21 protein-coding genes, 1 tRNA gene and 1 pseudogene are annotated in these 21,186 nt (G+C 53.4%); 17 read left to right on the top strand and 6 right to left on the bottom strand.

The genetic code is table 11. The features are described 5' to 3' along the window. Window positions 1-62 precede the first annotated feature (62 nt). The 9 genes from Q0802_RS19195 to Q0802_RS19155 all read left to right on the top strand — a co-directional run bounded on the left by Q0802_RS19195 (window position 63) and on the right by Q0802_RS19155 (window position 11,192). Window positions 63-2,339 (top strand): glycosyltransferase family 2 protein, encoded by a 2,277-nt coding sequence (locus Q0802_RS19195; protein ID WP_298921300.1) that lies wholly within the window; start codon window positions 63-65, stop codon window positions 2,337-2,339. A 125-nt stretch (window positions 2,340-2,464) separates the two neighbouring features. After that, on the top strand, window positions 2,465-4,030 hold the full coding sequence (locus Q0802_RS19190) for a class I SAM-dependent methyltransferase (protein ID WP_298921298.1): 1,566 nt from the start codon (window positions 2,465-2,467) through the stop codon (window positions 4,028-4,030). Next, a complete protein-coding gene (locus Q0802_RS19185; protein WP_298921296.1) occupies window positions 4,027-4,728 on the top strand; it encodes an FkbM family methyltransferase in 702 nt (233 codons plus the stop codon). Before Q0802_RS19190 ends, Q0802_RS19185 begins: the two co-directional genes overlap by 4 nt. Next, window positions 4,718-6,100: a hypothetical protein gene (locus Q0802_RS19180; protein ID WP_298921294.1), complete on the top strand. Its 1,383-nt coding sequence runs from the start codon at window positions 4,718-4,720 to the stop codon at window positions 6,098-6,100. The genes Q0802_RS19185 and Q0802_RS19180 overlap by 11 nt, the downstream gene beginning before the upstream one ends. A gap of 61 nt (window positions 6,101-6,161) precedes the next feature. Next, window positions 6,162-7,070 carry a hypothetical protein gene (locus tag Q0802_RS19175; RefSeq protein ID WP_298921293.1) on the top strand — a complete coding sequence of 303 codons (909 nt, stop codon included), beginning with the start codon at window positions 6,162-6,164 and terminating at the stop codon, window positions 7,068-7,070. A gap of 333 nt (window positions 7,071-7,403) precedes the next feature. Next, entirely contained in the window at window positions 7,404-8,096 is a 693-nt protein-coding gene (locus tag Q0802_RS19170) for a class I SAM-dependent methyltransferase (protein ID WP_298921291.1), read from the top strand. A gap of 960 nt (window positions 8,097-9,056) precedes the next feature. Continuing rightward, window positions 9,057-9,863: a sulfotransferase family 2 domain-containing protein gene (locus Q0802_RS19165; RefSeq protein WP_298921289.1), complete on the top strand. Its 807-nt coding sequence runs from the start codon at window positions 9,057-9,059 to the stop codon at window positions 9,861-9,863. Continuing rightward, window positions 9,863-10,573, top strand: a complete 711-nt coding sequence (locus tag Q0802_RS19160) for a hypothetical protein (RefSeq protein WP_298921287.1) — start codon at window positions 9,863-9,865, stop codon at window positions 10,571-10,573. The genes Q0802_RS19165 and Q0802_RS19160 overlap by 1 nt, the downstream gene beginning before the upstream one ends. Window positions 10,574-10,691: 118 nt before the next feature. Next, a complete protein-coding gene (locus tag Q0802_RS19155; protein ID WP_298921285.1) occupies window positions 10,692-11,192 on the top strand; it encodes a pentapeptide repeat-containing protein in 501 nt (166 codons plus the stop codon). A gap of 245 nt (window positions 11,193-11,437) precedes the next feature. On the opposite strand, the gene Q0802_RS19150 is transcribed toward Q0802_RS19155, so the two are convergent. Next, window positions 11,438-12,238, bottom strand: a complete 801-nt coding sequence (locus Q0802_RS19150; RefSeq protein WP_298921284.1) for an endonuclease/exonuclease/phosphatase family protein — start codon at window positions 12,236-12,238, stop codon at window positions 11,438-11,440. A 634-nt stretch (window positions 12,239-12,872) separates the two neighbouring features. Here Q0802_RS19150 and Q0802_RS19145 point away from each other — a divergent pair. After that, complete coding sequence (locus Q0802_RS19145; RefSeq protein ID WP_298921282.1) at window positions 12,873-13,316, top strand: hypothetical protein; 444 nt, start codon at window positions 12,873-12,875, stop codon at window positions 13,314-13,316. After that, window positions 13,313-14,218 carry a relaxase/mobilization nuclease domain-containing protein gene (locus tag Q0802_RS19140; RefSeq protein WP_298921280.1) on the top strand — a complete coding sequence of 302 codons (906 nt, stop codon included), beginning with the start codon at window positions 13,313-13,315 and terminating at the stop codon, window positions 14,216-14,218. The genes Q0802_RS19145 and Q0802_RS19140 overlap by 4 nt, the downstream gene beginning before the upstream one ends. A 539-nt stretch (window positions 14,219-14,757) precedes the next feature. Here Q0802_RS19140 and Q0802_RS19135 read toward each other — a convergent pair. From Q0802_RS19135 to Q0802_RS19125, 3 genes are all read right to left on the bottom strand, one after another. Next, on the bottom strand, window positions 14,758-15,678 hold the full coding sequence (locus tag Q0802_RS19135; protein WP_298921278.1) for a hypothetical protein: 921 nt from the start codon (window positions 15,676-15,678) through the stop codon (window positions 14,758-14,760). Continuing rightward, complete coding sequence (locus Q0802_RS19130) at window positions 15,675-16,343, bottom strand: class I SAM-dependent methyltransferase (RefSeq protein ID WP_298921276.1); 669 nt, start codon at window positions 16,341-16,343, stop codon at window positions 15,675-15,677. The genes Q0802_RS19135 and Q0802_RS19130 overlap by 4 nt, the downstream gene beginning before the upstream one ends. Before the next feature lie 270 nt (window positions 16,344-16,613). Continuing rightward, window positions 16,614-16,787, bottom strand: coding sequence for a hypothetical protein (locus Q0802_RS19125; RefSeq protein WP_298921274.1), 174 nt, complete (start codon window positions 16,785-16,787; stop codon window positions 16,614-16,616). 166 nt (window positions 16,788-16,953) lie between these two features. Here Q0802_RS19125 and Q0802_RS19120 point away from each other — a divergent pair, with 166 nt between their 5' ends. Together Q0802_RS19120 and Q0802_RS19115 are read left to right on the top strand one after the other, a co-directional pair. Then, window positions 16,954-17,319, top strand: a complete 366-nt coding sequence (locus Q0802_RS19120; RefSeq protein ID WP_298921272.1) for a hypothetical protein — start codon at window positions 16,954-16,956, stop codon at window positions 17,317-17,319. Beyond that, window positions 17,295-17,744, top strand: a complete 450-nt coding sequence (locus Q0802_RS19115; RefSeq protein ID WP_298921270.1) for a hypothetical protein — start codon at window positions 17,295-17,297, stop codon at window positions 17,742-17,744. Before Q0802_RS19120 ends, Q0802_RS19115 begins: the two co-directional genes overlap by 25 nt. Window positions 17,745-17,762: 18 nt before the next feature. Here Q0802_RS19115 and Q0802_RS19110 read toward each other — a convergent pair whose 3' ends face one another. Beyond that, window positions 17,763-18,035 carry a hypothetical protein gene (locus Q0802_RS19110; protein WP_298921268.1) on the bottom strand — a complete coding sequence of 91 codons (273 nt, stop codon included), beginning with the start codon at window positions 18,033-18,035 and terminating at the stop codon, window positions 17,763-17,765. On the opposite strand from Q0802_RS19110, the gene Q0802_RS19105 reads away from it, so the two are divergent. The 4 genes and pseudogenes from Q0802_RS19105 to Q0802_RS19090 form a co-directional block, all read left to right on the top strand. Further along, window positions 18,034-18,450 (top strand): hypothetical protein, encoded by a 417-nt coding sequence (locus tag Q0802_RS19105; RefSeq protein ID WP_298921266.1) that lies wholly within the window; start codon window positions 18,034-18,036, stop codon window positions 18,448-18,450. The genes Q0802_RS19110 and Q0802_RS19105 overlap by 2 nt on opposite strands. 209 nt (window positions 18,451-18,659) lie before the next feature. Continuing rightward, window positions 18,660-19,037, top strand: a complete 378-nt coding sequence (locus Q0802_RS19100; protein ID WP_298921265.1) for a hypothetical protein — start codon at window positions 18,660-18,662, stop codon at window positions 19,035-19,037. Window positions 19,038-19,122: 85 nt separating this feature from the next. Beyond that, on the top strand, window positions 19,123-19,449 hold the full coding sequence (locus tag Q0802_RS19095) for a hypothetical protein (RefSeq protein ID WP_298921263.1): 327 nt from the start codon (window positions 19,123-19,125) through the stop codon (window positions 19,447-19,449). Continuing rightward, a pseudogene (locus Q0802_RS19090) lies at window positions 19,446-20,483 on the top strand (recombinase family protein); the annotation flags it as partial. The gene Q0802_RS19095 and the pseudogene Q0802_RS19090, both read left to right, overlap by 4 nt. A gap of 496 nt (window positions 20,484-20,979) precedes the next feature. Here the strand turns inward: Q0802_RS19090 and Q0802_RS19085 are convergent. Then, window positions 20,980-21,065 (bottom strand) — tRNA-Leu (locus Q0802_RS19085). Window positions 21,066-21,186: the final 121 nt, after the last annotated feature.

The following is a 21,186-nucleotide window of genomic DNA, read 5'->3' as shown; positions in this document are numbered from 1 at the left end:
CGGCAAACAAGCTGCCAACCTTCGAAAACAGGCCCTGAAATCAACAGTTGTGAACATTTTGAATGTCGAGACGCACCACTGAAGAAAACAATGACAGGGTTCTCGAACGGGAACTGAACGCCGTCGAAATCGAGGGGGCAAAGATACTTGAGGCCGTAAAGATCGCCAGAGGAGACCAGCGCTATGCGCGGATTCTCTTTGAAACCGGCACGGTGCCTGAAGGGATTTCGCCCTCATCAACAGACAAGAACTGGATATTGCGCAACTACGGTGGCGCACCGGTTCTCGACATCGAGATCGACCCGCTGCAAGAAACCACGACACTTGAGGTCCGTGGCCAAAACCACGACATCACGCTTCACCAGGATGAAGGAGCACTATTTGCCGATCTGAACGTTGTGGTTGCGGTCCGGAATGGGGAAACCGTCGAGGCCGCGGCCGATTGGCTCCGCTATCATGTTTCACAACATGGCATGGACGGGGCCGTTATTCTCGACCAAAACCCATCGAAAGATAACCGGGGGTTTGTTCGGAGTTTAAACAAAAAAGCTCGAAAAATTGCCGGTCTGAAGCGACTTGTCATTCTTCATTGCAGCGTTCCCTTGGGCAAAGCGGGCCTGCCTGCGGAAGCACACCCGTTCAACGCCCCCGGGGCACCCGGTAAAGATCGGATGGAAATCCCCCCGGAAGACCCGTGGCGTGCGCCTCTCGGCGAATACCTGATTTACGAGATCATCAGGGCGCGTTTTTTGTCGCGCGCGCGCTCCGTTGCGAACATCGACCTTTTCGACCTTCTGGCTCGGGAAGGTGGAAAATCTGTTTTTGACCGCGCCGTTGAAGCGCCGAGCGGCTGTATCCCCCTTGAAGGCGTCCAGGCATATCCCTGGCGGGTACGGAAGGGGGCGCAACCCACGTTTGCGGATCACATCTGTACACAATTTGACACGACCGAAATTCGGCGACGCTGGTGCCTTGCACCGAACAAAGCGCGCGGTGATTGCATCTGGCGTCTGATTAGGGTGGTTGGTGTCGAACCAGACACCAAGGTGCGCGGGCGCTTTTACCGGTGCATGGCATTGCGCCATCCCTCGGTGTCAATTTCAAAAATTGTCCCAAAAACCAGCCTGATCGAATCCCCTGAACTGATCAACCTGGTTCAGAACTATTTCAAGGCAAATCCGGTACGTATTCCCGAAGAGCAGCCCACCGACCGGAAAAACAAAGCACCAAAGACTGCCATCGTCACGACCATGAAAAATGAAGGTCCCTTCATCATCGAATGGCTGGCCTATCACCGGATGATCGGAGTGGATGATTTTCTGGTCTACACAAACGATTGTACAGACGGCACCGACACTCTGCTGCAATTGCTCGAAACAAAAGGCATCGTGCAGCATCGGGAAAACCCCTTCAAGACGACGGATCTGAAACCGCAGCACGCAGCCCTTCGAGCTGCGGATGATGAACCGGTTATCCGCAGCGCCGACTGGGTTGTGTGCATGGACGTGGATGAATTCATCAACATCAAATGCGGCGCTGGTCGGTTGCCTGATCTCTTCGATGCGATTGGCGATGCCAACATGATTTCAATGACCTGGCGACTATTTGGCAACAGCGACATCTGCGAATATGCCGACACGCCAATCATCGGTGAATTTGTCCGGTGCGCCCATGAGCTCACCCGCAAGCCGCACCAAGCATGGGGTTTCAAGACGCTGTTTCGCAACGATGGAATATTTAAGAAACTGGGCGTGCACAGACCTAAGGGCCTAAAGCCTCAACTTTGGGAAGAAATCAGCTGGGTCAACGGCTCCGGCATCCCCATGCCGCGAGACATGTTTCGCAACGGCTGGCGGTCATCTATGGACACTTTTGGCTATGATCTGGTTCAACTCAACCATTACGCGGTGCGCAGCGCAGAGAGTTTTCTGGTGAAGCGGGATCGGGGCCGCGTAAATCATGTTGATCGCGATCAGGGGCTTTCTTACTGGTTCAGAATGAACAACAACGCCGAAGAAGAGCGTTCCATCCAGCGCATGATCCCTGCGCTGAAAGCGGAAATGTCAAAGCTTCTGAAGGATCCCGAGATTGCCGCCGCTCATGCGCATTCCGTCAACAAACACCGAGAGAAAATTGAAGAGTTGAAGGAACAGCCAGAATTCCTATCTCTTTTTCAGGAGCTTACGGGAACCAAGTTGAAGCATCTGTCGCGCATGCACGCGCATTTCGGTGCGAATGTGTTTCTGAACGGTCCCGGTGTCATTCCGGATGAAATTGCACAGAAAAATCCCGGTGACGACTTCTGGTTCAGCGTCGAAAAAGGCAAAACCACTCACTGAAACAATGTGGATGCAACGGAGGAGAACCGAGAGCCCGCATTGACAGAGTCTGGGTCTGCCAGCAAAGTAAAACAAAAAAATTCAGCTGAATAGCTGTTGTATATTGGGTCTGAGAGCGAGCGGCCATGTCACTTCCAACGATCGGAACACTCTGGGTCGGGAAAGAGCTAAGCTGGCTGGAACAGCTTTGCCTGAAATCCTTTCTGGATCATGACCATGACGTGGTGCTGTTCACCTATGATGACGTCGAGGGTGTCCCCGATGGCACCAGGATTGCGGATGCAAATGAGATTTTGCCCGCAGATCGCATCCTGCGTCACAAAAAAACCGGCAGCCCCGCATACCACGCAGATGTCTTTCGGCTGCACATGATGCAAAAGACGGATTTCATCTGGGCCGACACCGATGCATTCTGTTGCCAGCCGTGGGTTGTCGAAGGAAATCATTTTCATGGCTGGATTTCTGATGACAAACCCATTGTGAACAATGGTGTTCTAAGGTTGCCCAAATCCTCCCAAACCTTGGCAGCGATGTTGCGGTTCACTGATGATGAATTCCCGATCCCCCCCTGGTACAGCCCCGAAAAGCAGGCGGACCTACAGGATCGAAAGAACAAGGGACAGGGCGTACATGTCTCTTTGTTGCCTTGGGGGGTCTGGGGACCAGACGCGCTGACCTGGTTCCTACGGGAGACCGGAGAGGTCAAACATTCACAACCCGGTCACGTCATCTACCCCGTTCCATTCAAACAGGCGGGTACGGTGCTGATCCCAAATCGCCTGAACAAGGCGCGCAGCTTTTTGAAAGCGGATACATTATCAATCCATTTTTGGGGCCGCCGATTTCGCAACGTAGCGGCAAAATACGGAGGTGTCCCAACCCCGGGCTGTCTGGTACATGAGTTGCTGCAAAAACATGAGATTGATCCTGTAAAGACGCAGCATCTCTTTGCACCCGCCCCACAGAGCAAGACCGCTACCGTGCCGATCGATCCGAGCGCCCTGGATTTTTCCATGTTCGGCACCCACGATGTTGCGAACATTCTGCTGCAACGATCTGAACTTGCAAATTCGAACCAGACGATAATCCGCTGGCTTGAAGGGGATGACGCCCCCCTGCTCGAACAGGCACAGGCTGATCGGGAACGTATACTGCGTGACGCCGTGGGTATTGCCGCACGCGAATGTAATCTTTTCATGCCATCCCTTGATGAACGGCTGCCTCACCGTATCGCCGATATCGGCTGCGGCTATGCCTTTGCGGGGCTGGTACTGTACCGCACGTTCGGTTGTGATCTGGTTCTCATCGATATCGAGGAAGGTGAAGGACGCCGGTTCGGGCTACGCAGTAAGGCAGCTGGATATGCCGATCTCGCGACAGCGCGTGCCTTTCTGCAAGCGAACGGTGTTCCTGACCAAAAGATCACCACGGTAAACCCCAAGAAAGAAGATACGGATAACCTGGGTGAATTCGATCTGGTACTGAGCCTTGCATCTTGTGGATTTCACTATCCTGTAAAAACCTATGAAACCCTGTTCAGCGACCAAATCAGCGAGGGCGGCGCGATCGTTCTGGACATCCGCAAGGGGTCGGGAGGCATAGGTGCCATGAAATCCTTTGGCGCGGTTGAGGTTTTGGCAAAACACAGCAAATATTCCACCGTCATTACCCGCACTGGACAGACCCCTTGACCGAAATCCTAGAGACCCACGGGGTCAAAATTCCACTCGACCAGGGCGTTATCACACCGAAGATTGAACGCTCCATTCGAAAGAACCGATATGAACTTGATGAGGTGTCCGGCACGCCAAAGTTCATAAAGAGCGACGACCGGGTTATCGAGTTGGGCGCCGGTATTGGTTTCATCTCCTCCTTCCTGTCGGTTAATCTCGGTGTCCAGAACATCCTGTGTGTCGAGGCCGATCCCGCGCTTTGCGATTTCATCTCGGATGTGCACAAATTGAACGGGCTCTCAACAGCGCAGGTCCGCAACTGCATCGCACTCAACGACGCCGAACAGGCAGGACCAGTCCCCTTCTTCGTGCGTGAGCAATTCTGGTCTTCCTCGATGGATGGCGACAGCCCTTATCAAAAATCTATCGACGTGCCGGGCATTCACCTGTCCAGGCTGATTCAGGATTTCCAGGCCAATACGCTGATTGTCGATATCGAGGGCGGTGAGCGAGATCTCTTTTCACCGGTTGATCTCACGGGAATCGACAAGGTTTATCTGGAAGTTCATACCCGGAAAATCAAACGGATCGGGATCAAGCAATGTTTCGACGCTCTGTCGGACAATGGATTTGCCTATGATCAACAGGTTAGCAGTGGCGGCTCTGTCCTGTTCCGCCGCATTCCGCGATGGCAGCTGAAGCAGCATGCCGGGTAACCTCCTGGATATCAAATCGGTCCTTGCGGCGCTGGATCTCGATGACGTCGGACATGTTGCAGACATCAATGCGCGATCTGTTGAACTGGTCATTGCACTGCATCAGCGTTACGGCAGCACGATCGATGTCATCTGCCTGAACGACCGTGGTGCGTTTTCACATGCGCCCGTCGATCACCTTGAAGAGTACCTGGAGACACTTCAAAAAGCGGGCGTGGAAATGACCGCTGTTCGGATTGTCCAAGAGCCCGCAGCTCTCAAACAATACGATGTTCTAGCCTCTTTGGATGGGTTCGGCGCCAGAAGCCGAATTCGCAATCTCAAACCCGTCCTTGATGCGGCGCTGCATCCGTTGAGCCGTGTTATCGTTGAAATTCGTAAAGGCTCCGGCAGCTACCCGTTTCTCAACACCTATGGCAGCTGCAATACGCTTCTTTCACCGGATGCGGATCGCAACGGATTGGCCATTCTGTCGGTTGAACCGCAGCAAATGGAACGCCCCGCCGAGACCTGGTCGCGGTTGGCAAAAGGCCTCGCCGGTCCGGGCGGTTTTTATTCTGACCTGGGCGAGCATTCGTTTCTTTATGTGCCGCGCGGCGATACGCTGGTCGTCACTTTTGACAATCTCGATATCGCGATGACCAAACGCGAAGAGCGACGACCCTGGGGGTATGATTTCATCGAAGCCAATGGCTGGTCGATGCTGGGGGTCATGGCCAATGGCTGGACGTGGTTTCGCGACGAGGAAGTGATCCAAAAATTTCTGGAACTCCGAGAGAGCGGGTTTTTCTCAGACTTCGCACGGGTCGTGTTTTATGGTGCCTCGATGGGCGGCTATGCTGCCGCCGCTTTTGCGGCGGCAGCCCCCGGCGCGACCGTATTTGCGATCAGCCCGCAGTCCACGCTTGACAAGTCCCTCGTCCCTTGGGAAATGCGATACCAGAAGGCCTGGGGCAGAGATTTCTCGGGCGATTTCGGGGATGCAGCTCTCTCCAGCCAAAGCGCCCGGGACGTCCATATCATGTTCGACCCCTATGTCACCGCCGACGCGTCCCACGCCCGCCGTTTTACGGCAGACAATGTCACCTTCTGGCGGTGCCCTTTACTGGGACACCGTTTGGGCTCCTCTCTGTCGCAGATGGGCATTCTGCCACGCATTTCCACCGACACCATCTCTGGCGAACTGACGCGCCCGCAGTTTCACCGTCTTTTGCGCAAGCGCCATACGTTTCCGCGCTTTCAACGTGAACTGGCAAATCTTGCTTTAGATCGCGGCCACCCCAATCTTGCCAAAATTACCTGCCAATATGTGTTACGCCAGCGGGATGATCCTTACTTCCAAAAAATGCTGGCACGAATTGAGGCAGCATGAGGCGATCGCGCGGGGTTCATACATATCGCGGGCGCATTCATGTCATTGACAGAGTACGGGAATGGCCAGGAAACCGACCAGCGCCAACTTACGCGATATCGAAATCGCACTATATATAGGCGCGCCGCACACAGATGATGGCCAGCTGACGTGGTCTTTGCGAAAAGACGCTCAAGCCCTGTTGGAGCAAGGTGTCATGATCCGGCGCCCGGGCACCTACAACAAGGCCGTGGCCCAACTTCTTGGAAAACAGGCAGAGGGCTCAATCTCTGACGAGGACCGGGATAATTTGCTTGCCAGCATCGTTAAGGAACGACCGGTATCACGCCTCATTTTGGCGAATTCAAGTTATTTAGGCGTCCCCGCATGGATGCTGAATGGTGGCCGCTTTTATAAGAACGCCGGTAGAAACACCGCCGAATTGAAAAGCCTGTTTCCAGACAACAAATGCGTGTTTTTTCTGGCGTTGCGAAACCCGGCCACATTGATCCCGGCGGTTTTTGAGGCACAATCCCAGAAATCCTGGGATGCTTTCCTGTCTGGTTCAAACCTGCTTTCCCTGCGTTGGTCAGATGTCATCTCGGACATTCGAACTCACAACCCTGATTGCGAGGTTGTGGTCTGGTGCAATGAGGATACGCCAGTTATCTGGCCAAATGTGTTGGGCAAAGTGTCGGGTCTTGGGTCTTCATTCCGGTTCAAGGGAGAACTTGACATCATTCGCAGAGCCATGTCCGAGATTGGTTTCAAGCGACTGGAAAGCTATCTGGCGCAGCGCCCCGAGCTTTCGGATATGCAGCGGGCCCAGGTCCGTTCACTCTTCCTGCATTACTTCCACTCTGAGGAAGTGGTCGAAGAAGAAATCGATTTGCCGCAATGGTCACAGGAAACCGTTGACGAGATTTCCGAAGGCTATGCGGAAGACATTGACATGATCAAGAAAATCCCAGGCGTGACACTGTTGTCATGAAGCAGATCTTCGGCGGTCAGAGAGTTTGACGCCAGTTTAGATAGCCCCGCCGCATTTCATAGAGACAGTTGTGCAACGCCGGTATGACACCCGCTCGTCCATCCTGCGATCCCTGCACCCTCGCAGCAAAAGTCATAATTGTTGAGCCCGTGGAACAAAGCTTTTGTGACATCAGAGAAGCCGACACGGAGGACGTAAACCGGCTTGCAAAGGCGCGCTTGCAGATGAACAATCTGATGTCCTCGGTCAACCATCTTGATTTAGCGCCAGAATTCTCTTCTATCAATTCGACACCTGCTGGACGCGACAGCAACGACACAGAGTTTGGGCCGCATGCAAGCGCTATATGACAAATACCCGGAACTGAGGACGGTCGAAAGGCACGGGCGGCATCGTCTCGGTGTCCGCAAGGCCGTCCTGCGACATGCGCCAAAACATTCAATAGGGGCTGAAATCGGTGTGTTCACCGGCCTGTTCGCGGATGTGCTTGCAGAGGAAATCCCTTCCAAATGCATCTACCTCGTCGATCCATGGGCGAAGCTGCATGGGTCTCACTTTCCCAATTGGGGGAGTTACACCGCACAGATATCTTTGAGCACCCAAGCCGCGAAGGAGGCGGCAATCTGGCGCGCCGAGACTGCCGACTCGCGATGCATCGTGATTGAAGACTTTGGCGCCCACTGGCTGCAAACACATGAGAAACCATTTTTGGGCTGGGCCTATCTTGACGCCAATCATAGCTTTCAGGCCGTGATCGAGGACCTGCGCGAAATCGAACGATGCTTATTGCCCAACGGCACGATCATGGGGGACGATATGTGGCTGAGCGATGAGGGAGAAATCTCGGAGGTCTATCTCGCGGTACGCGAGTTTTGCAAATCGGCAAATTTCGATCTCGTTCATGCCGACCAACACGGGCAATGGGCGGTCAGGCGAACGGACTACATAGATCAGTTGTCGTCACCGCAGAGGCGGGAATACACAAATGCCCCTCCGTCCTCTCAACAACCCAATGACAAGGAATAACAAACGACTTCTGGACTCATGATCCGATTGAACCCGATTATTTTCCAATGAAAGACGCTGACATCGCATTTGTGCTAACGTGAACGCGAGCCTTCCGGGCGTTCTACATTACAATTAGCCATCAACAACCAACTCCCATGAACCACTGCGAAAACACTACAGTCCGATTTTTTTGCATCAGGCCGCTTTCGCTTGTCGCCGCGCTTTGTACAAAGGATCGGAAAAGGGAAGGTGAGTGGCACGATGGCTAGGTCAATTCTGCACATTGGCGCACACCGAACGGGCACAACTTCGCTCCAGCGGTTTCTGCACGAGAACACCGGCACCCTGAACTCAAATGAGATCGAATTTCTGTGCCCGCCCGAAAGCCGAACAAACTCCATTCCACAGGCCGTCGCCCTGACGTTGGAACGGCGATCCCCCTCGCCCACAGGGAAACTCGTCATCAGCGAAGAAAACCTGTTGGGCACGATGGAACACAACATTCAGACAGGCACGCTCTATCCAAATGCAAAAAGTAATCTGGAAAGGTTAAGCACGATCTTCCAACCGGATGTCGTCATGTTGTCCATCAGGGAACTGGGTGACTTTTGGACCTCGGCCATCCTGTTTTCACTTTCAAGAAGCGACATGCCGTTCCCGAGTAAAACGAAACTTGGCGCCCTTTGTCAGGCGTCGCGAACATGGACGGATGTTATTGACGATATCACCGCGGTTTTTCCAAAGGCCAAACTTGTCGTGAGAGAATTCGACCACCTGAAGGATAATCCCAAAAGGTTTCTGAAAATCGCATCCGGTTGGCCGGATTGGAATGAAACCAAGCTGAACCGACGCCCCCAGAATATGCGCCCCGCCGAAGATGAGATCGTATCGATCTTATTGGAAAGACGCGATTTTAACGCTTTATCGCGGTTGGGCGATACATGGGACACGCAGATTTTCTCCACTGAGCAAAGAGATATGATGTATGCCAGCTATCAATCCGACCTGGAAAAATTATGGGCAAAACTCGGATCGTCACTTCTGGAAAGCCGGGAGAACCCCATCCCTCAGCGTTCCGTTGAAGCAACATGGTCATCCTCGCACGCCCCTAAAACCGCAGATCAAACGGTTTTCTTGCATATAGGGAAAACCGGGGGAACCTTCTTGAAATCGCTCGCCGCGGCAGCGTCGGATGCGCCTGAAAATCTAACACTGGGCAGTCACGGCGATACCTTGATCAGCACCATAAAAAAGTTCGGAAGAAAGAGAAAACTGGTGTTTTTCTTCCGTGATCCGCAAGACCGGTTCATATCTGGATTTAATGCCCGCCTTCGTCAGGGGCGCCCGACTTACGATGTGACCTGGACCACGGCAGAAGCCGTCGCATTTTCTTTTTTCAAAACACCGGTTGCGCTTGCCGAAGCCCTCTATGCGAACGACGAGCACCTGAAGTCCGCTGCCAGATTTGCCATGTCATCCATATTTCATCTCAAGCATAATTATGCCCACTTTCTTCACTCTCCAGACGCCCTTCGATATGAACTGGAGGCGAACAACATCCTGATGTGTTGCGAGACCGAAAAGATAGACGCAAATCTCGACAAGATCATGAGCGCTTTGGGCCTTTCTTCCGCTTCCGGATCATTGGCAGACAGGAACCACGCCCCCAATCCAACCTGCAGCTTCAGTGAGCGCGCCAGTGAAAGTCTGAGGCGGTTCTGGGCCAACGAATTCGAAATTTTCGCCGCCTGCAAACTGGCCGCTCAACAAATGGGGCAGTCTTGATGCCACCGGACCGTCGTGAGCTGCACGTGCACCTCGGCATTGACAGCGTTGTCGAGGACCTTTTCGAAAGCCTTTTCACACAGAATATACTGAACGCGCAAAACACTGATGTAAGATATGTCACAGCACAGATTTATCGCCGGGAACTGCGCGACGCGGTAGACAATGCCTCCATCCCGGTCACCCAATTTCCTAGACAGATGGCCGGCCACAATCTGTTGCTTTCAAGACCACGGATGATCTTCCCCGGTATTCCTTTGAATTGCATCGGCAAAGGATTGCAACTGGCCTACAAGCTCAAACAACTTCAACACATCTTTGTTGAGCACAAAGTGTGTTTCCACCTGTTCCTGACAGACCACCTTTCTTACTTGTTTCACCACCAAAAATACGTTGCCTCAAATTCCGAACGCGCAATGTCCGCGACGTGGCGCCCACTGATAGATGTGGTTTTATCCGGAGTCTTTGACGGCAACGAACTATACGTTTGGAATTCAGAGGAACTTACCCACTTCCTTCCTGACTTTTTACAAGACGTCCTCAATGTTTCGGAGAACGATTGTTTAAAGGTCCTGAACTCCCCGCCCGGTTTGCAATCCAATACCCCACCAGCAGAAGCGCTGGCAAAGTTCAGAGAACGGTTTGGCTTGGATCAAGATCACTTCGACTACGTCTATGAAGAGGAACTCAGAGAACTGGAAATTCTCTAATTTCCCCAGGAACGCGGTTTCCAAATCCAGCGTGCTCCAAACTTAGGTTTGGCCCCCTCGAAACCGCTGGCCTCTGTGCTGGACGTGCGAGTGCCAGTGGCCATAAGGTTAGGCCGCTGTGGCAGCAGTGATGTACCTGCGATCTGGCTCGAACTCATTGATAGATGGAACAGCTGAGACAGAAGGCGAAACACCAGGCGTTGACATTACGAGAACTAAGCGCGCGGCCATAGCGACGTCCCATTCTAATGCTTGTACATCGACGGATTGGCAATCTGAAGGTAGGGCAAGATTTGACTACACCGTCCTTAACAACGCAAATTTTCAAGAGGCAAATCTCGTGGATGCGAGTTTTCGTTCGGCGGTATTGTTGGGCGCGAATTTTAAAGGGGCTGATAATGTGCACAATGCAGATTTTGAAGGAGCGTTTGTATCTACCGATGATGAACAGATAACGGTTCCCGCGCTGCTTGATCGCTTACTCGACCGAAACATCGAACTCAAGAAATCGTTTCAGGACAAGTGGATGCAGAAGATGATTGTTCCCTCTGATCATCCCTACCTACACGTTACGGCGACCGACCCACCTGTTTATCGCGTGTTGAGCAAACGAGAATGAATCGGATTAATGCTCAGCCATCTCGATGAAAAATCATTACATTCTGCGGCACAGAAGTAGCGAACCATAAATTATTGTAGTGGCTATAGAGGCGTTGTAAAAATCTCCCCTGCAAAGTGCCTCGAGAGTGGGAAACCGACATCAATTATCCCGCAGCACCCGCACTTTGGGCCCATTGTTGACGCCGGTAACGCGGACAATGTGAATTCACTGCGGTCGGGCCAATGTCGGCTTTTGGCCTTTGGCTACAGTTCCAATATCAGAGGGCAGTGATCCGAGACCTCGGGGTTGTAGATTACATCGAAGCTCTTCACCTCCTGCTCTCGATTGATGAGCATATAGTCGGCGTACCGCCTCGGTTTTTTGTAGTGGGAGTTTCGAGTGCCGTTGAAGCCTCGCCCGGTCACCAGCTCAAACATGCCAACTTGGGAAAGGATCGAGAGCGTTTGACTATCCGGCTCAACATTGAAGTCACCACAGATCACCTTCAGGTCATCCGGTTCGGACACCTGGCGTGAGAGATTCAGCAACCTTTGTGCCTGTGCCAAACGTTCAGGCGTGTCCATCTTGCCATTCAGATCCCGCAGTCCATGCATGTGGGTCACGCTCACGGGTCGGTTCGCGTTATAGTCAAAAACACGAAAGCCGTGAGCGCTGCGCGACCTTGGATGTTCTCCGTATCCGGACGGCGAGAAATCTTTGTGCACAAAAGCCTGGACCTGTCCGACAATGGGCAAAGAACGATGCACGAAAGTCGCGAGGCCCCATTGTGACGGGACGGATCGCGCTTCGTCCCATAGGACACCCTGCGCTGCCGGGCAAAAAACTGCTACGTGTTCTGGTAATGCACGCCGCACATCCCGAAAGAAGTTCGCCCTTTGCGGAAGTATGTGATCGCCGTCGCGATAGGTCAGCCAGTCTTTCTCGGTCTCGGGGCTATTCACGACCTCCTGAAGGCACAGAATTTCGGGGGCTGTAGTCTCAAGGTAAGGCAGAAGCTCTTCGTGCAGTTTGCCGCCCCAACCGTTCAAACACATGATCTTCATTACTCGCCCTCTTTTACGAAGCAGACTTACGCTACCACGAAGAAAAGAAGCAACTTGGACTCACAGCGGGCCTTGGTCAATTACGCCTGCTGCAAAAAACATCTAATTTGACCGGGCCAAACGCTTCTTAAGGTGAATGCGACGTTCTGCATCAAGTTTGGCCTGAGCGACTTTCGCAGTCAGGGCATTTCTGGAGGTGAGGTTTTGTCAGGTATTGTCCAATTGTCCGGCCGAACGGAGCAGTGTTTTGCTAATCTAAGCCGGAATGTAAAGTATCCGCCAATCAAGCTGAAACTCGACGCCCGAACCCAAGCAACTCAGAAGGCTAAAATTCCATCGAATGATAGTGGAAATAAAGGTGGATTGAAACTCAATCGAAATCCAATAAATTATTGATAAGTAATAGTGGTATTGGAAAATCTGGTGCAGTGGAGAAGAATAACCTAGAACCGTTTTCTGCGCCAGAAGTTTTGGGGCAATTGGAGAGTTGGTCGGAACTATTGGCCGCCGATCCGGAAGCTTCTTGTCGAATTGAGACGATCCTTGCGGAGGCATCGGATGCCAACAATGGCGGGCAAACTGACCTGACCTCAGACAGTTCGAATTGCTCTTCAAATGTGCCGGAGCCAGGCGCATGAGTCCCGCGTCCAAACCCCGCCAAAGCTCGGATGATTTCAACGCCGCAGCAGCGACGCCGAAGATCCGCAAAAACAAACGCGCCGCGCCGCTGTCATTGCGGTTGAATGCAGCCGAACGGGCGGCTTTAGAACAGGCGGCTGGCGGCATGTCGTTGAGCCGCTACATTAAGAGCCGGATATTTGACGCGAAGGGGAAACCAAAGCCCTCCGCGCGGGCGTTGCCTGTGCGGGACCATGTCGCCTTGGCTCAGGTGCTCGGGATGCTCGGGGCCATGCAGGTGGCGGGCAGTTTTCGGGAACTTGCAGAGGCCGCAAAATCAGGTGCCCTGCCCGTGACGCCGGAAACCGAAGAGGAGCTGTTGAACGCCTGCGCCGCCGTCTTGGCTGTGAAAGCGGAAGTGATGCGCGCGCTGGGATATGACGATGTGGAATCCCCATGATCCTGAATGGCAACCAACGCGGCGGCGGTCTCAAACTGGCGGCGCATCTGTCAAACATGATTGAAAATGATCATGTCGAACTGCACGAGTTGCGCGGGTTTTCGTCCGAGACCCTGCGCGGCGCGATGCAGGAGACCGATGCCATCGCCAAGGGCACACAGTGCAAACAGTTTCTGTTTTCCCTCAGTCTCAGCCCGCCCGAAACAGAACAAGTTCCCGTCGCCGCATTCGAGGCGGCAGTTGCAGATATTGAGAAACGTCTTGGGCTGAGCGGCCAGCCCCGCGCCATCGTCTTTCACGAGAAAAACGGGCGGCGGCATGCTCATGCGGTCTGGTCACGGATTGACGTGCAGGAGATGAAGGCGATCAATCTGCCCTTCTACCACAACCGATTAACCGAGCTTTCAAAGGATCTGTTTTTGCACCATGGCTGGCGCTTGCCAGAGGGTCTGCAAGACCGCGAAAACCGCAATCCAACCAACTTCGATCTTTCGGAATGGCAACAGGCGAAACGGGCGGGAAAGGATGCGCGGGCAATCAAGCGGGTGTTTCAGGAAGCGTGGCAGGTCTCGGACAATGCCGCTGCCTTTGCGCACGCGCTGGAAGAGAAAGGCTACTTTCTGGCGCGCGGGGATCGGCGCGGCCATGTCGCCCTTGATGCCCAGGGTGAGATCTATGCGGTGCCAAAATGGGCGGGGGTCAAAACCAAAGACGCCCGTGAAAAGCTAGGCAACTCGAAAACGTACCGCTCCGTTGATGAAACGAAGATGTGGATCGCTGAACAGATGCAGCCTGCCCTCTCCAAATGGGAGGCTGAACTGGCGAAAGATCGCGACAGATTTGATGAGCTGCGCTCGAATCGAGCAGTTCGCACACAAGACCATCCGATCTTTGCGCGTTAAATATGCGAATTTCCGATTGCAATCATGAAAGGTGAGACCCTGGATCAGTACCCAACGCCTCCTTACTATACGAACATCTTAGGGCATCAGGTAGCGGGCAGCCCCGCAGCAACCGCAGACGCTTTGCGCAAAGAAGAGTCGGAACGACGTAAGGCGGCTTACATGGAGTTGTGTAACCGGCGCGAAATAGATCAGACAATCCAAATGCGCAAAGCCAACAACCGACGCCGTTAAGAATGCGCAGTTTGATCGGCCCTGTGTTCACCACGTCCATGATCTAGAACAGGATCAGATCGGGTTTGAGGACGTGAGGTGCGAGAACAATGACCTGTTGGGCTTGGGTCCGACGTTGCAGAAGCGACCCAATTCAAATGAAATTCTGGACTATCCTGGCATTTTTTGCAAACACGCTGGCAACTTCATTTTGCGCTACGCGGCCAACGCAAAAAGTTCCGAATATTGAACAATCAACAGGCTCGCCTCCGTGTTGTCGCCTTTCCCTATGAATGGCGGCTATCGAACAGCTAAGGCTGGATTTGTCATTTCACACTGAAGTCGCGTTGAAGCAGGGGCGCAAATTTGCGGCGTGCGGTTGGCCAGTCGAAATGAAAAAGAGGATCAGGTACTCGCCAGTTTTCGCCATAACTTTGGGCTAGTAATGCTGGTGCGTCGTGGGGCAGCATTATCCGCCCATTATTCAATGACTTGAGTGGAAAAATTGCGTTCTCCGGCAAAGCGTTGAGCGAGTAAGGGTAGACACTATAGTGTCCATTTTCTGCCCATGCAGGAAACAAATCAATATCTATTCCCAGACTGTTTTCCACCTTGAATATTGGTGAGCCTCGAGTCGATGACCCGGTGTCCAGACAGCCGCCTTCCAATAGGCTTCTTTGGTAAAGTGCCCATTTTTCAGGTATTTCTTCGAGTGTGGTCTCTCCCAGATGCACCGCGAAATCGATGTCATCATCATGGTCGATCAGCCGACCTTCACGAACATATCCCAACAGCGCACCAGCATATAGAATTACTGGTTTCCCCAGCTCAAGAACAGGTGCCATTGCATCATCAAGCCTCGAGAATATGTCATCGGCGGCCATTTCCCCGAATGTCTTGTTGTAGCCATGCGGCGTTACAAAGTCAGGGTGCAGGGTCTGTTTGACACGTTCAAAAAACGCCACGAACCGATCCTTCTGGCCCTTGCTCACATAACGTTCTTCCATCCGTTTGAGTCTGCCATGCGTCCGTGCGGGTTTGAGCCGTCGGTGACAGCAAAGCAGGACGTAGGTTTCCTCCCAATCGTCAAATAACGCCGGGTTTTCCAAACGCCGAACAGAATCTTCCAGCGCTTCCACCGCCAGCCGCGTTTTGCGTGGGCGCGGTAGTGCAGTTTGGGCAGCGGCATGCTCAAAGATGTGAGTTCGAAGTGCTGCGAGTTGCTTGCTAACCTCCGCTTTTATCATTCTTGCCTTTCGTAGATTGTGCGAGCGACAACTGCGTCTTCTGACTTGTACTTAGCGAACCCAACACCTTCGATCCCATAGCGCTTGAGGAAGTGGCGCTGTTCCATCTTTTTATCTAACTCTTCCGAAGTGAGGTAACGGCGAAAATGCGGTGCGGCGACTTTTCTCGTCTCTTGATCTGCCAGCGTTCGGTATTCAAACGCGACAATGTCTCCCGGTTCGCACCCATTGTGTAGGGCGTCGATCAGCGCATCTTCTTCGTCCTCGGTAATCGCGTGCAAAAAGAAGCGGGCATAGACACAGACCGCTTTTGCTCGCCGATTTGATAGCACACGTTGCACCTGATCATCTTGGAGGTTTGTTCTGAAAAATTCGACATCACCACCACCCTGAATCTCCGCATGTTTTCGCGCGAGCGCCACTGCGGCCTCTGACGCGTCCAATCCGGTCACTTTAAATCCATGGCGTGCAAAGAAAAAACTGTCGCGGGCATTTCCGCATCCGATGTCGACAACATGTGCCTGTCGGTCGATCTCATTTGCCACAAATGCCGCAAATTGTGAGGGCAAAGATAACTGCCACGACCCTGCGGAGCTGGCATAGAATTGGTTCCAGAAGGCGTGTCGATCATCTGGCGGCGCCCCGTGCACTGGTTCTTGGATCATAGATAAGAGTTCTTTCGCAGGTCATTAGAACGACAACGGCAGAGTTTTGTCAGAGCACAGCTTTAACCGCAATCGCTTCCTTGTCTACCCACGTGATTTCAGCAAATCCATCAACCACCTTGGAGGTGCGAAAGCATCCGGATCAAGTGTCAAGCCATGTCTTGAACATGGGCAGAACGGTACCCACAAAACTATTATCGATGCCGTCTAAGACCGACATGGCGCTTCAGTTCCACGCTATGGGCTCACGGTATGCGCGAGGCCGTTTGGTCAGATAAAGAAATCTGTTTCGCTAAGCCCAATTAGTGTCTCGGAATGAATGCCGCCGAAACTAATTACAAGATCACCTGTACCATTTTCCGAAGGCGTGAAGTCAGCATGCAAATCTTCAACTGCGATATCAGACAATGTCTGATCGTTCACAATCAAAGTATCAATGCCCACTTCAAAATCCGTAACTACCTTGAGCCTCCCCCTTTGAAGTAGGCCACCCGTATAGTTAGGAAAGCGGAGGACTACTTCAGTGGGGGAGGATCAAGTCGCGCACAATGAAGGGGGAAGCGCTGGCTGGATTTTGTCTGGGAAATGCATATCTCGGGCATTCCCGAATGTGTGGCCGTCGAGGCGGAAGTGGCGCGCGCAGGAAGACACCAGCCGCGGCTATCGCGGCATCATCGGGGAACTCAGCGCCGCTGTCAGTTGTTTGAGCGATCCCACGCTGTGGGCATCACTTTCAGCACCCTTTGACGCCTCATTGGCAGATCTCTGCTCGTCAGAGCGCACATATCAGATGTATTTGATGTGCCCGATTGAAAACATCGACGGCTGGGATCCGGTCATCAAATCCGTCCTCGCCTCTGCCAAGCTGCTCAAATCGCGTCACCCGCAAGCGGCACGTCAGACTTGGGTTCTGGATGAGGCGGCGCAGAAACACTGCTCTATGACGACCCGATGCAACCGAGTCGTGCGCCCGTAGAGCTTCGCGATGCGATACATGGTCTGTTTTCCGGAGGTGATGCCTTTACAAAGCTCTTTAACACACAGCAAACCCTTTACGAGACGACCCATTTAAGCCTGCAACGGCGATGGTTACTGCATGCGGATGAGGTTATGCGCATGGCCTCTGGTGACATGATTAACATGACCGACGGGCTCGAAGGGACGATTTACGCCCATCACACCGCTTACTTCGAAGATCCCAATTGTGCGGGACTCTACCTTCCCACTCCCTACCACCCGCCAATCGACAAAGTGCAAATTGCCACGCGCTTTGGTCAGAAATGGTGCCCGGCTGTGACCAAAAAAAATGCCCGAGAGCTACAAACATTACCCGCTATATGCGGGCGGGATATGGTCCTACATCGGGAGATCGCGCAGATGACTGCCACAGCACAGAAATAAAAACTCAGGCCTTGAGTTTTACGATGCCTTTTTGAGGGCTTCGTCGTCCAGCTTCGGGTCTAGTTTTTCATGAAAATCCGCCATGAAGCATTTGGCCTCACTATTGGTCCATATGATGTGATTGAAATTGTCCCGCGGATCGGCGTGAAGCGCCGCCTCAAAACTCAAATCCAACAGCAGGCGCGCAATTACCGGCTCTGTCATGCCGCGCGTCTGCGCCAGCGCAACCAGTCTGCGTATATCGCCGCAAAGCGGCGCGTAATCCTCCAATCCTTTCGAGGGCTCATCCATGTCTTTCTCCAATGATTTTGTTGATAAAAGCCCTGAAACCAGTGTGCTAGATCATCGCAAGGCAGTGCAAATTTCAGAGCAGGACGCTCTGCGTTTGCAGGTCGCCAACCTGAGACATGATGAGGGTCGACGCGCCTGTGCGCGCCGCATTCAGAGAGCTGAAGACTACCCGCATGTGGCAGAGAATTTTCTGGGGCGCGATGAAAACGGCTACGTCAAAGAACACCTTAAGCTCGGATACGATCTCACCCTGTCCTACGGTCCTGAGGAGCGGTCGCTGGAACAGATCAAGCGAACCGGCGAGCGGCTATGGTCCGATGTGCAGGAACGCGTGGACACCGCCAAGCAACGCGAAAAGGCAGGCGAGCCAAGTAAAGCCGGCTTTTTTTTGAGAAACGCGAGGCACGGTTCTTGACAAAAAGCTTTGATCGCAGCCTCCAACGATAGGGACGGCACTTATGGCTAACACACTTATGGGAAACAGTTTTTTGTTGAGATTATACTCCTATCTGTGATATGTTCACTGATTGTTCTGGCCTTGCTTCGCAGCCAGCGCTGCCACAGCACCGGAACAAGACATTTCCAAACCACTAAACCCCAACCAAGGAACAGAAAGGACTTTCCATGGACACTACATCTACGCCTAATTCCAGGCCCAACAAACCCCTCGCCACCTACCGGGATGGTCGGCTCAAAGCCACGCTTTGGGCCAACCAGAACCGAGATGGAGACACCTATTACTCGGTTAATCTTGCCAAGGTGTATGAAGATCGAAACGGCAAGCTGCAGGAAACGAGTTCGTTCTCGGACACGGAAGTGTTGCGGGTTGTCGAGCTTGGCAAAGAAGCCCGCACCCACGCGCTTCAACTGCGCCGCGAGCACAGCCATGAGCGCACTCAACAGCAGTCTCATGATCAGGGCAATGCCCGCGGCGATGGCGGTACGCCAGAGCGATTTCAGGGACAGCGCAACGACCGCTCTAGCCCAGGCATGGAACGCTGAAATGGCCACCTAAACGTCAAAACGGGCGCTGCGCTTCACAGGCAGCGCCCGTTTTGTCTCAACCCCTGACAGAAAGGATCACGCCATGGCCGACAAACCGCAAGACGAGATCAACGCTGCGCACCACGCGCCTCTGGAGGATCGTTTGTTCGAAGAGCACCGCGATGACCTTGACGGTGTCGACATCTCGGATGCCGCTGCGAAAGAATTTCTGCTCTCTTTGCATCGCATCATGATGGCGTTCGTGGATCTGGGATTTGAACTGGATGCGCCGGACCGGAAAGCCGTTTATGACAAGCAAGAAAACCTTCCTGATCTGCGTGTCGATGTGCTAAAATTACTCCACCCTGAAGATACGCCGCATGAAACAGTTGCACCCCGTTCACCCGATAACGAGAAGGAGCAACCGTGACGCCACAACACTCAAATACCAATCCCCAACCACCCGCCGTCATCTACTGTCGCGTTTCCGGCGCGAAACAGGCAACCGCAGGACACGGGCTCGATAGTCAGGAATCCCGTTGTCGTGATCATGCCGCGCGGCAGGGCTACCACGTCGAAGCCGTCTTTCCCGATGATGTCTCCGGCGGCGGTGACTTCATGAAACGCCCCGGCATGGTCGCGCTGCTGAGTTATCTCGATGCGCAAAAAGACAAATCCTACATCGTCATCTTCGATGATCTCAAACGCTTTGCCCGCGATACCGAATTCCACATCCAGCTACGTCGCGCCTTCAAACAACGCGGTGCGCAGGTCGAATGCCTGAACTTCCAATTTGAGGACACACCCGAAGGCAAGTTCCATGAAACGATTGTCGCCGCACATGGTGAGCTTGAACGCGAACAAAATCGCCGCCAATCCATCCAAAAGACAAAGGCGCGGCTGGAAGCCGGCTACAACACCTTCCCACCGCCCGTCGGCTACACATGGGGCAAGGTCGCCCCCCCCGGCAAGCTCTATGTCCGCAAGGAACCACTGGCCTCCATCGTCACGGAAGCCCTCGAAGGTTTTGCCACCGGGCGGTTTGCCAGTCAGGCGGAGGTGCAGCGCTTCCTCGAAGATCAGCCTGCTTTTCCGAAAGCCAGCGGCGGCCGCGTGCGTCCCCAGCGTGTGACGGACATTCTGACACGCTCGGTCTATGCCGGTTTCGTGGAGCATGCACCATGGGGCGTCACACGTCGCAAAGGTCATCACGCCCCCCTGATCAGTGCAGAGCTGTTCCAGCGCATTCAGGACATGCGTGCAGGCCGGGCAAAGATCACCAAACGCGCTGATCTCGGTCAGGATTTCATCCTGCGCGGCGCGGTGCTTTGCGCTGAGTGCGACGCGCCCTACCGCTCTGCATGGTCAAAGGGCAAGTACAAGCACTACGCCTACTATGTGTGCCAGACCAAGACCTGCGAGAGCTATGGAAAATCCATCCCGCGCGCGCAGGTCGAAAACGCATTCGAAGATATTTTGAAAGATATTGCACCCGCATCAAGCATGATCACCATTGCCCGCAAGATGTTCCGAAAGATTTGGGACACGCGCGTGGCGCAGGCAAAAGCTCAAGGTCGCGCGATCAAACAAGAGCTGAAGGCCCTTGAGACACGCATGCAGAAAACTCTGGACCGTATTGTCGGTGCCGACTCCGCAGCCGTGGCAAACGCACTGGAGCAAAAGTACAACGACATGGAGCTACAGCGGGCGGTTCTGGCCGAAAAAGCCGCGATCCCGTCCTCAAACAGCCATCACTTCAATGAAAAACTCGAACTCTCGCTGCAGTTTCTGGCAAACCCTTGGAAAATATGGCAGAATGGCAGTTTTGATCTGCGCCGCACCGTCCTCAAACTGGTCCTCACCCACCCGTTCCGCTACCACCGCGAAACAGGACCTCGAACTCCAGAAATATCGTTTCCGTTCAATGCTTTATCAGAGAATTTCGACCAGTTTGGTCAGATGGTGCGGATGAGAAGACTCGAACTTCCACGGGTGTTACCCCACAGCGACCTCAACGCTGCGCGTCTACCATTCCGCCACATCCGCACGCTTTAGAAGGTGAGCAGTCTTTAGCCTGACAATGCCGCCTTGTGAAGAGCCATTCGCACGAAAACGCCCCGACGAAACATATTCATCGGGGCGACAAGAAATATTCAACAGCAACAAA

It is taken from the genome of uncultured Roseobacter sp., from assembly GCF_947495275.1.
In the GTDB taxonomy this organism is placed as follows: domain Bacteria; phylum Pseudomonadota; class Alphaproteobacteria; order Rhodobacterales; family Rhodobacteraceae; genus Roseobacter.
This window is presented reverse-complemented; position numbering and strand designations above follow the sequence as displayed.

Excerpts from the sequence above, each read along its gene's own strand:
- Q0802_RS19195 (WP_298921300.1), top strand. The coding sequence starts at position 63 with ATGTCGAGACGCACCACTGAAGAAAACAATGACAGGGTTCTCGAACGG.
- Q0802_RS19190 (WP_298921298.1), top strand. The coding sequence starts at position 2,465 with ATGTCACTTCCAACGATCGGAACACTCTGGGTCGGGAAAGAGCTAAGC.
- Q0802_RS19180 (WP_298921294.1), top strand. The coding sequence starts at position 4,718 with ATGCCGGGTAACCTCCTGGATATCAAATCGGTCCTTGCGGCGCTGGAT.
- Q0802_RS19175 (WP_298921293.1), top strand. The coding sequence starts at position 6,162 with ATGGCCAGGAAACCGACCAGCGCCAACTTACGCGATATCGAAATCGCA.
- Q0802_RS19170 (WP_298921291.1), top strand. The coding sequence starts at position 7,404 with ATGCAAGCGCTATATGACAAATACCCGGAACTGAGGACGGTCGAAAGG.
- Q0802_RS19165 (WP_298921289.1), top strand. The coding sequence starts at position 9,057 with ATGATGTATGCCAGCTATCAATCCGACCTGGAAAAATTATGGGCAAAA.
- Q0802_RS19160 (WP_298921287.1), top strand. The coding sequence starts at position 9,863 with ATGCCACCGGACCGTCGTGAGCTGCACGTGCACCTCGGCATTGACAGC.
- Q0802_RS19150 (WP_298921284.1), bottom strand. The coding sequence starts at position 12,238 with ATGAAGATCATGTGTTTGAACGGTTGGGGCGGCAAACTGCACGAAGAG.
- Q0802_RS19145 (WP_298921282.1), top strand. The coding sequence starts at position 12,873 with ATGAGTCCCGCGTCCAAACCCCGCCAAAGCTCGGATGATTTCAACGCC.
- Q0802_RS19140 (WP_298921280.1), top strand. The coding sequence starts at position 13,313 with ATGATCCTGAATGGCAACCAACGCGGCGGCGGTCTCAAACTGGCGGCG.
- Q0802_RS19135 (WP_298921278.1), bottom strand. The coding sequence starts at position 15,678 with ATGATAAAAGCGGAGGTTAGCAAGCAACTCGCAGCACTTCGAACTCAC.
- Q0802_RS19130 (WP_298921276.1), bottom strand. The coding sequence starts at position 16,343 with ATGATCCAAGAACCAGTGCACGGGGCGCCGCCAGATGATCGACACGCC.
- Q0802_RS19115 (WP_298921270.1), top strand. The coding sequence starts at position 17,295 with ATGCAACCGAGTCGTGCGCCCGTAGAGCTTCGCGATGCGATACATGGT.
- Q0802_RS19105 (WP_298921266.1), top strand. The coding sequence starts at position 18,034 with ATGTCTTTCTCCAATGATTTTGTTGATAAAAGCCCTGAAACCAGTGTG.
- Q0802_RS19110 (WP_298921268.1), bottom strand. The coding sequence starts at position 18,035 with ATGGATGAGCCCTCGAAAGGATTGGAGGATTACGCGCCGCTTTGCGGC.
- Q0802_RS19100 (WP_298921265.1), top strand. The coding sequence starts at position 18,660 with ATGGACACTACATCTACGCCTAATTCCAGGCCCAACAAACCCCTCGCC.
- Q0802_RS19095 (WP_298921263.1), top strand. The coding sequence starts at position 19,123 with ATGGCCGACAAACCGCAAGACGAGATCAACGCTGCGCACCACGCGCCT.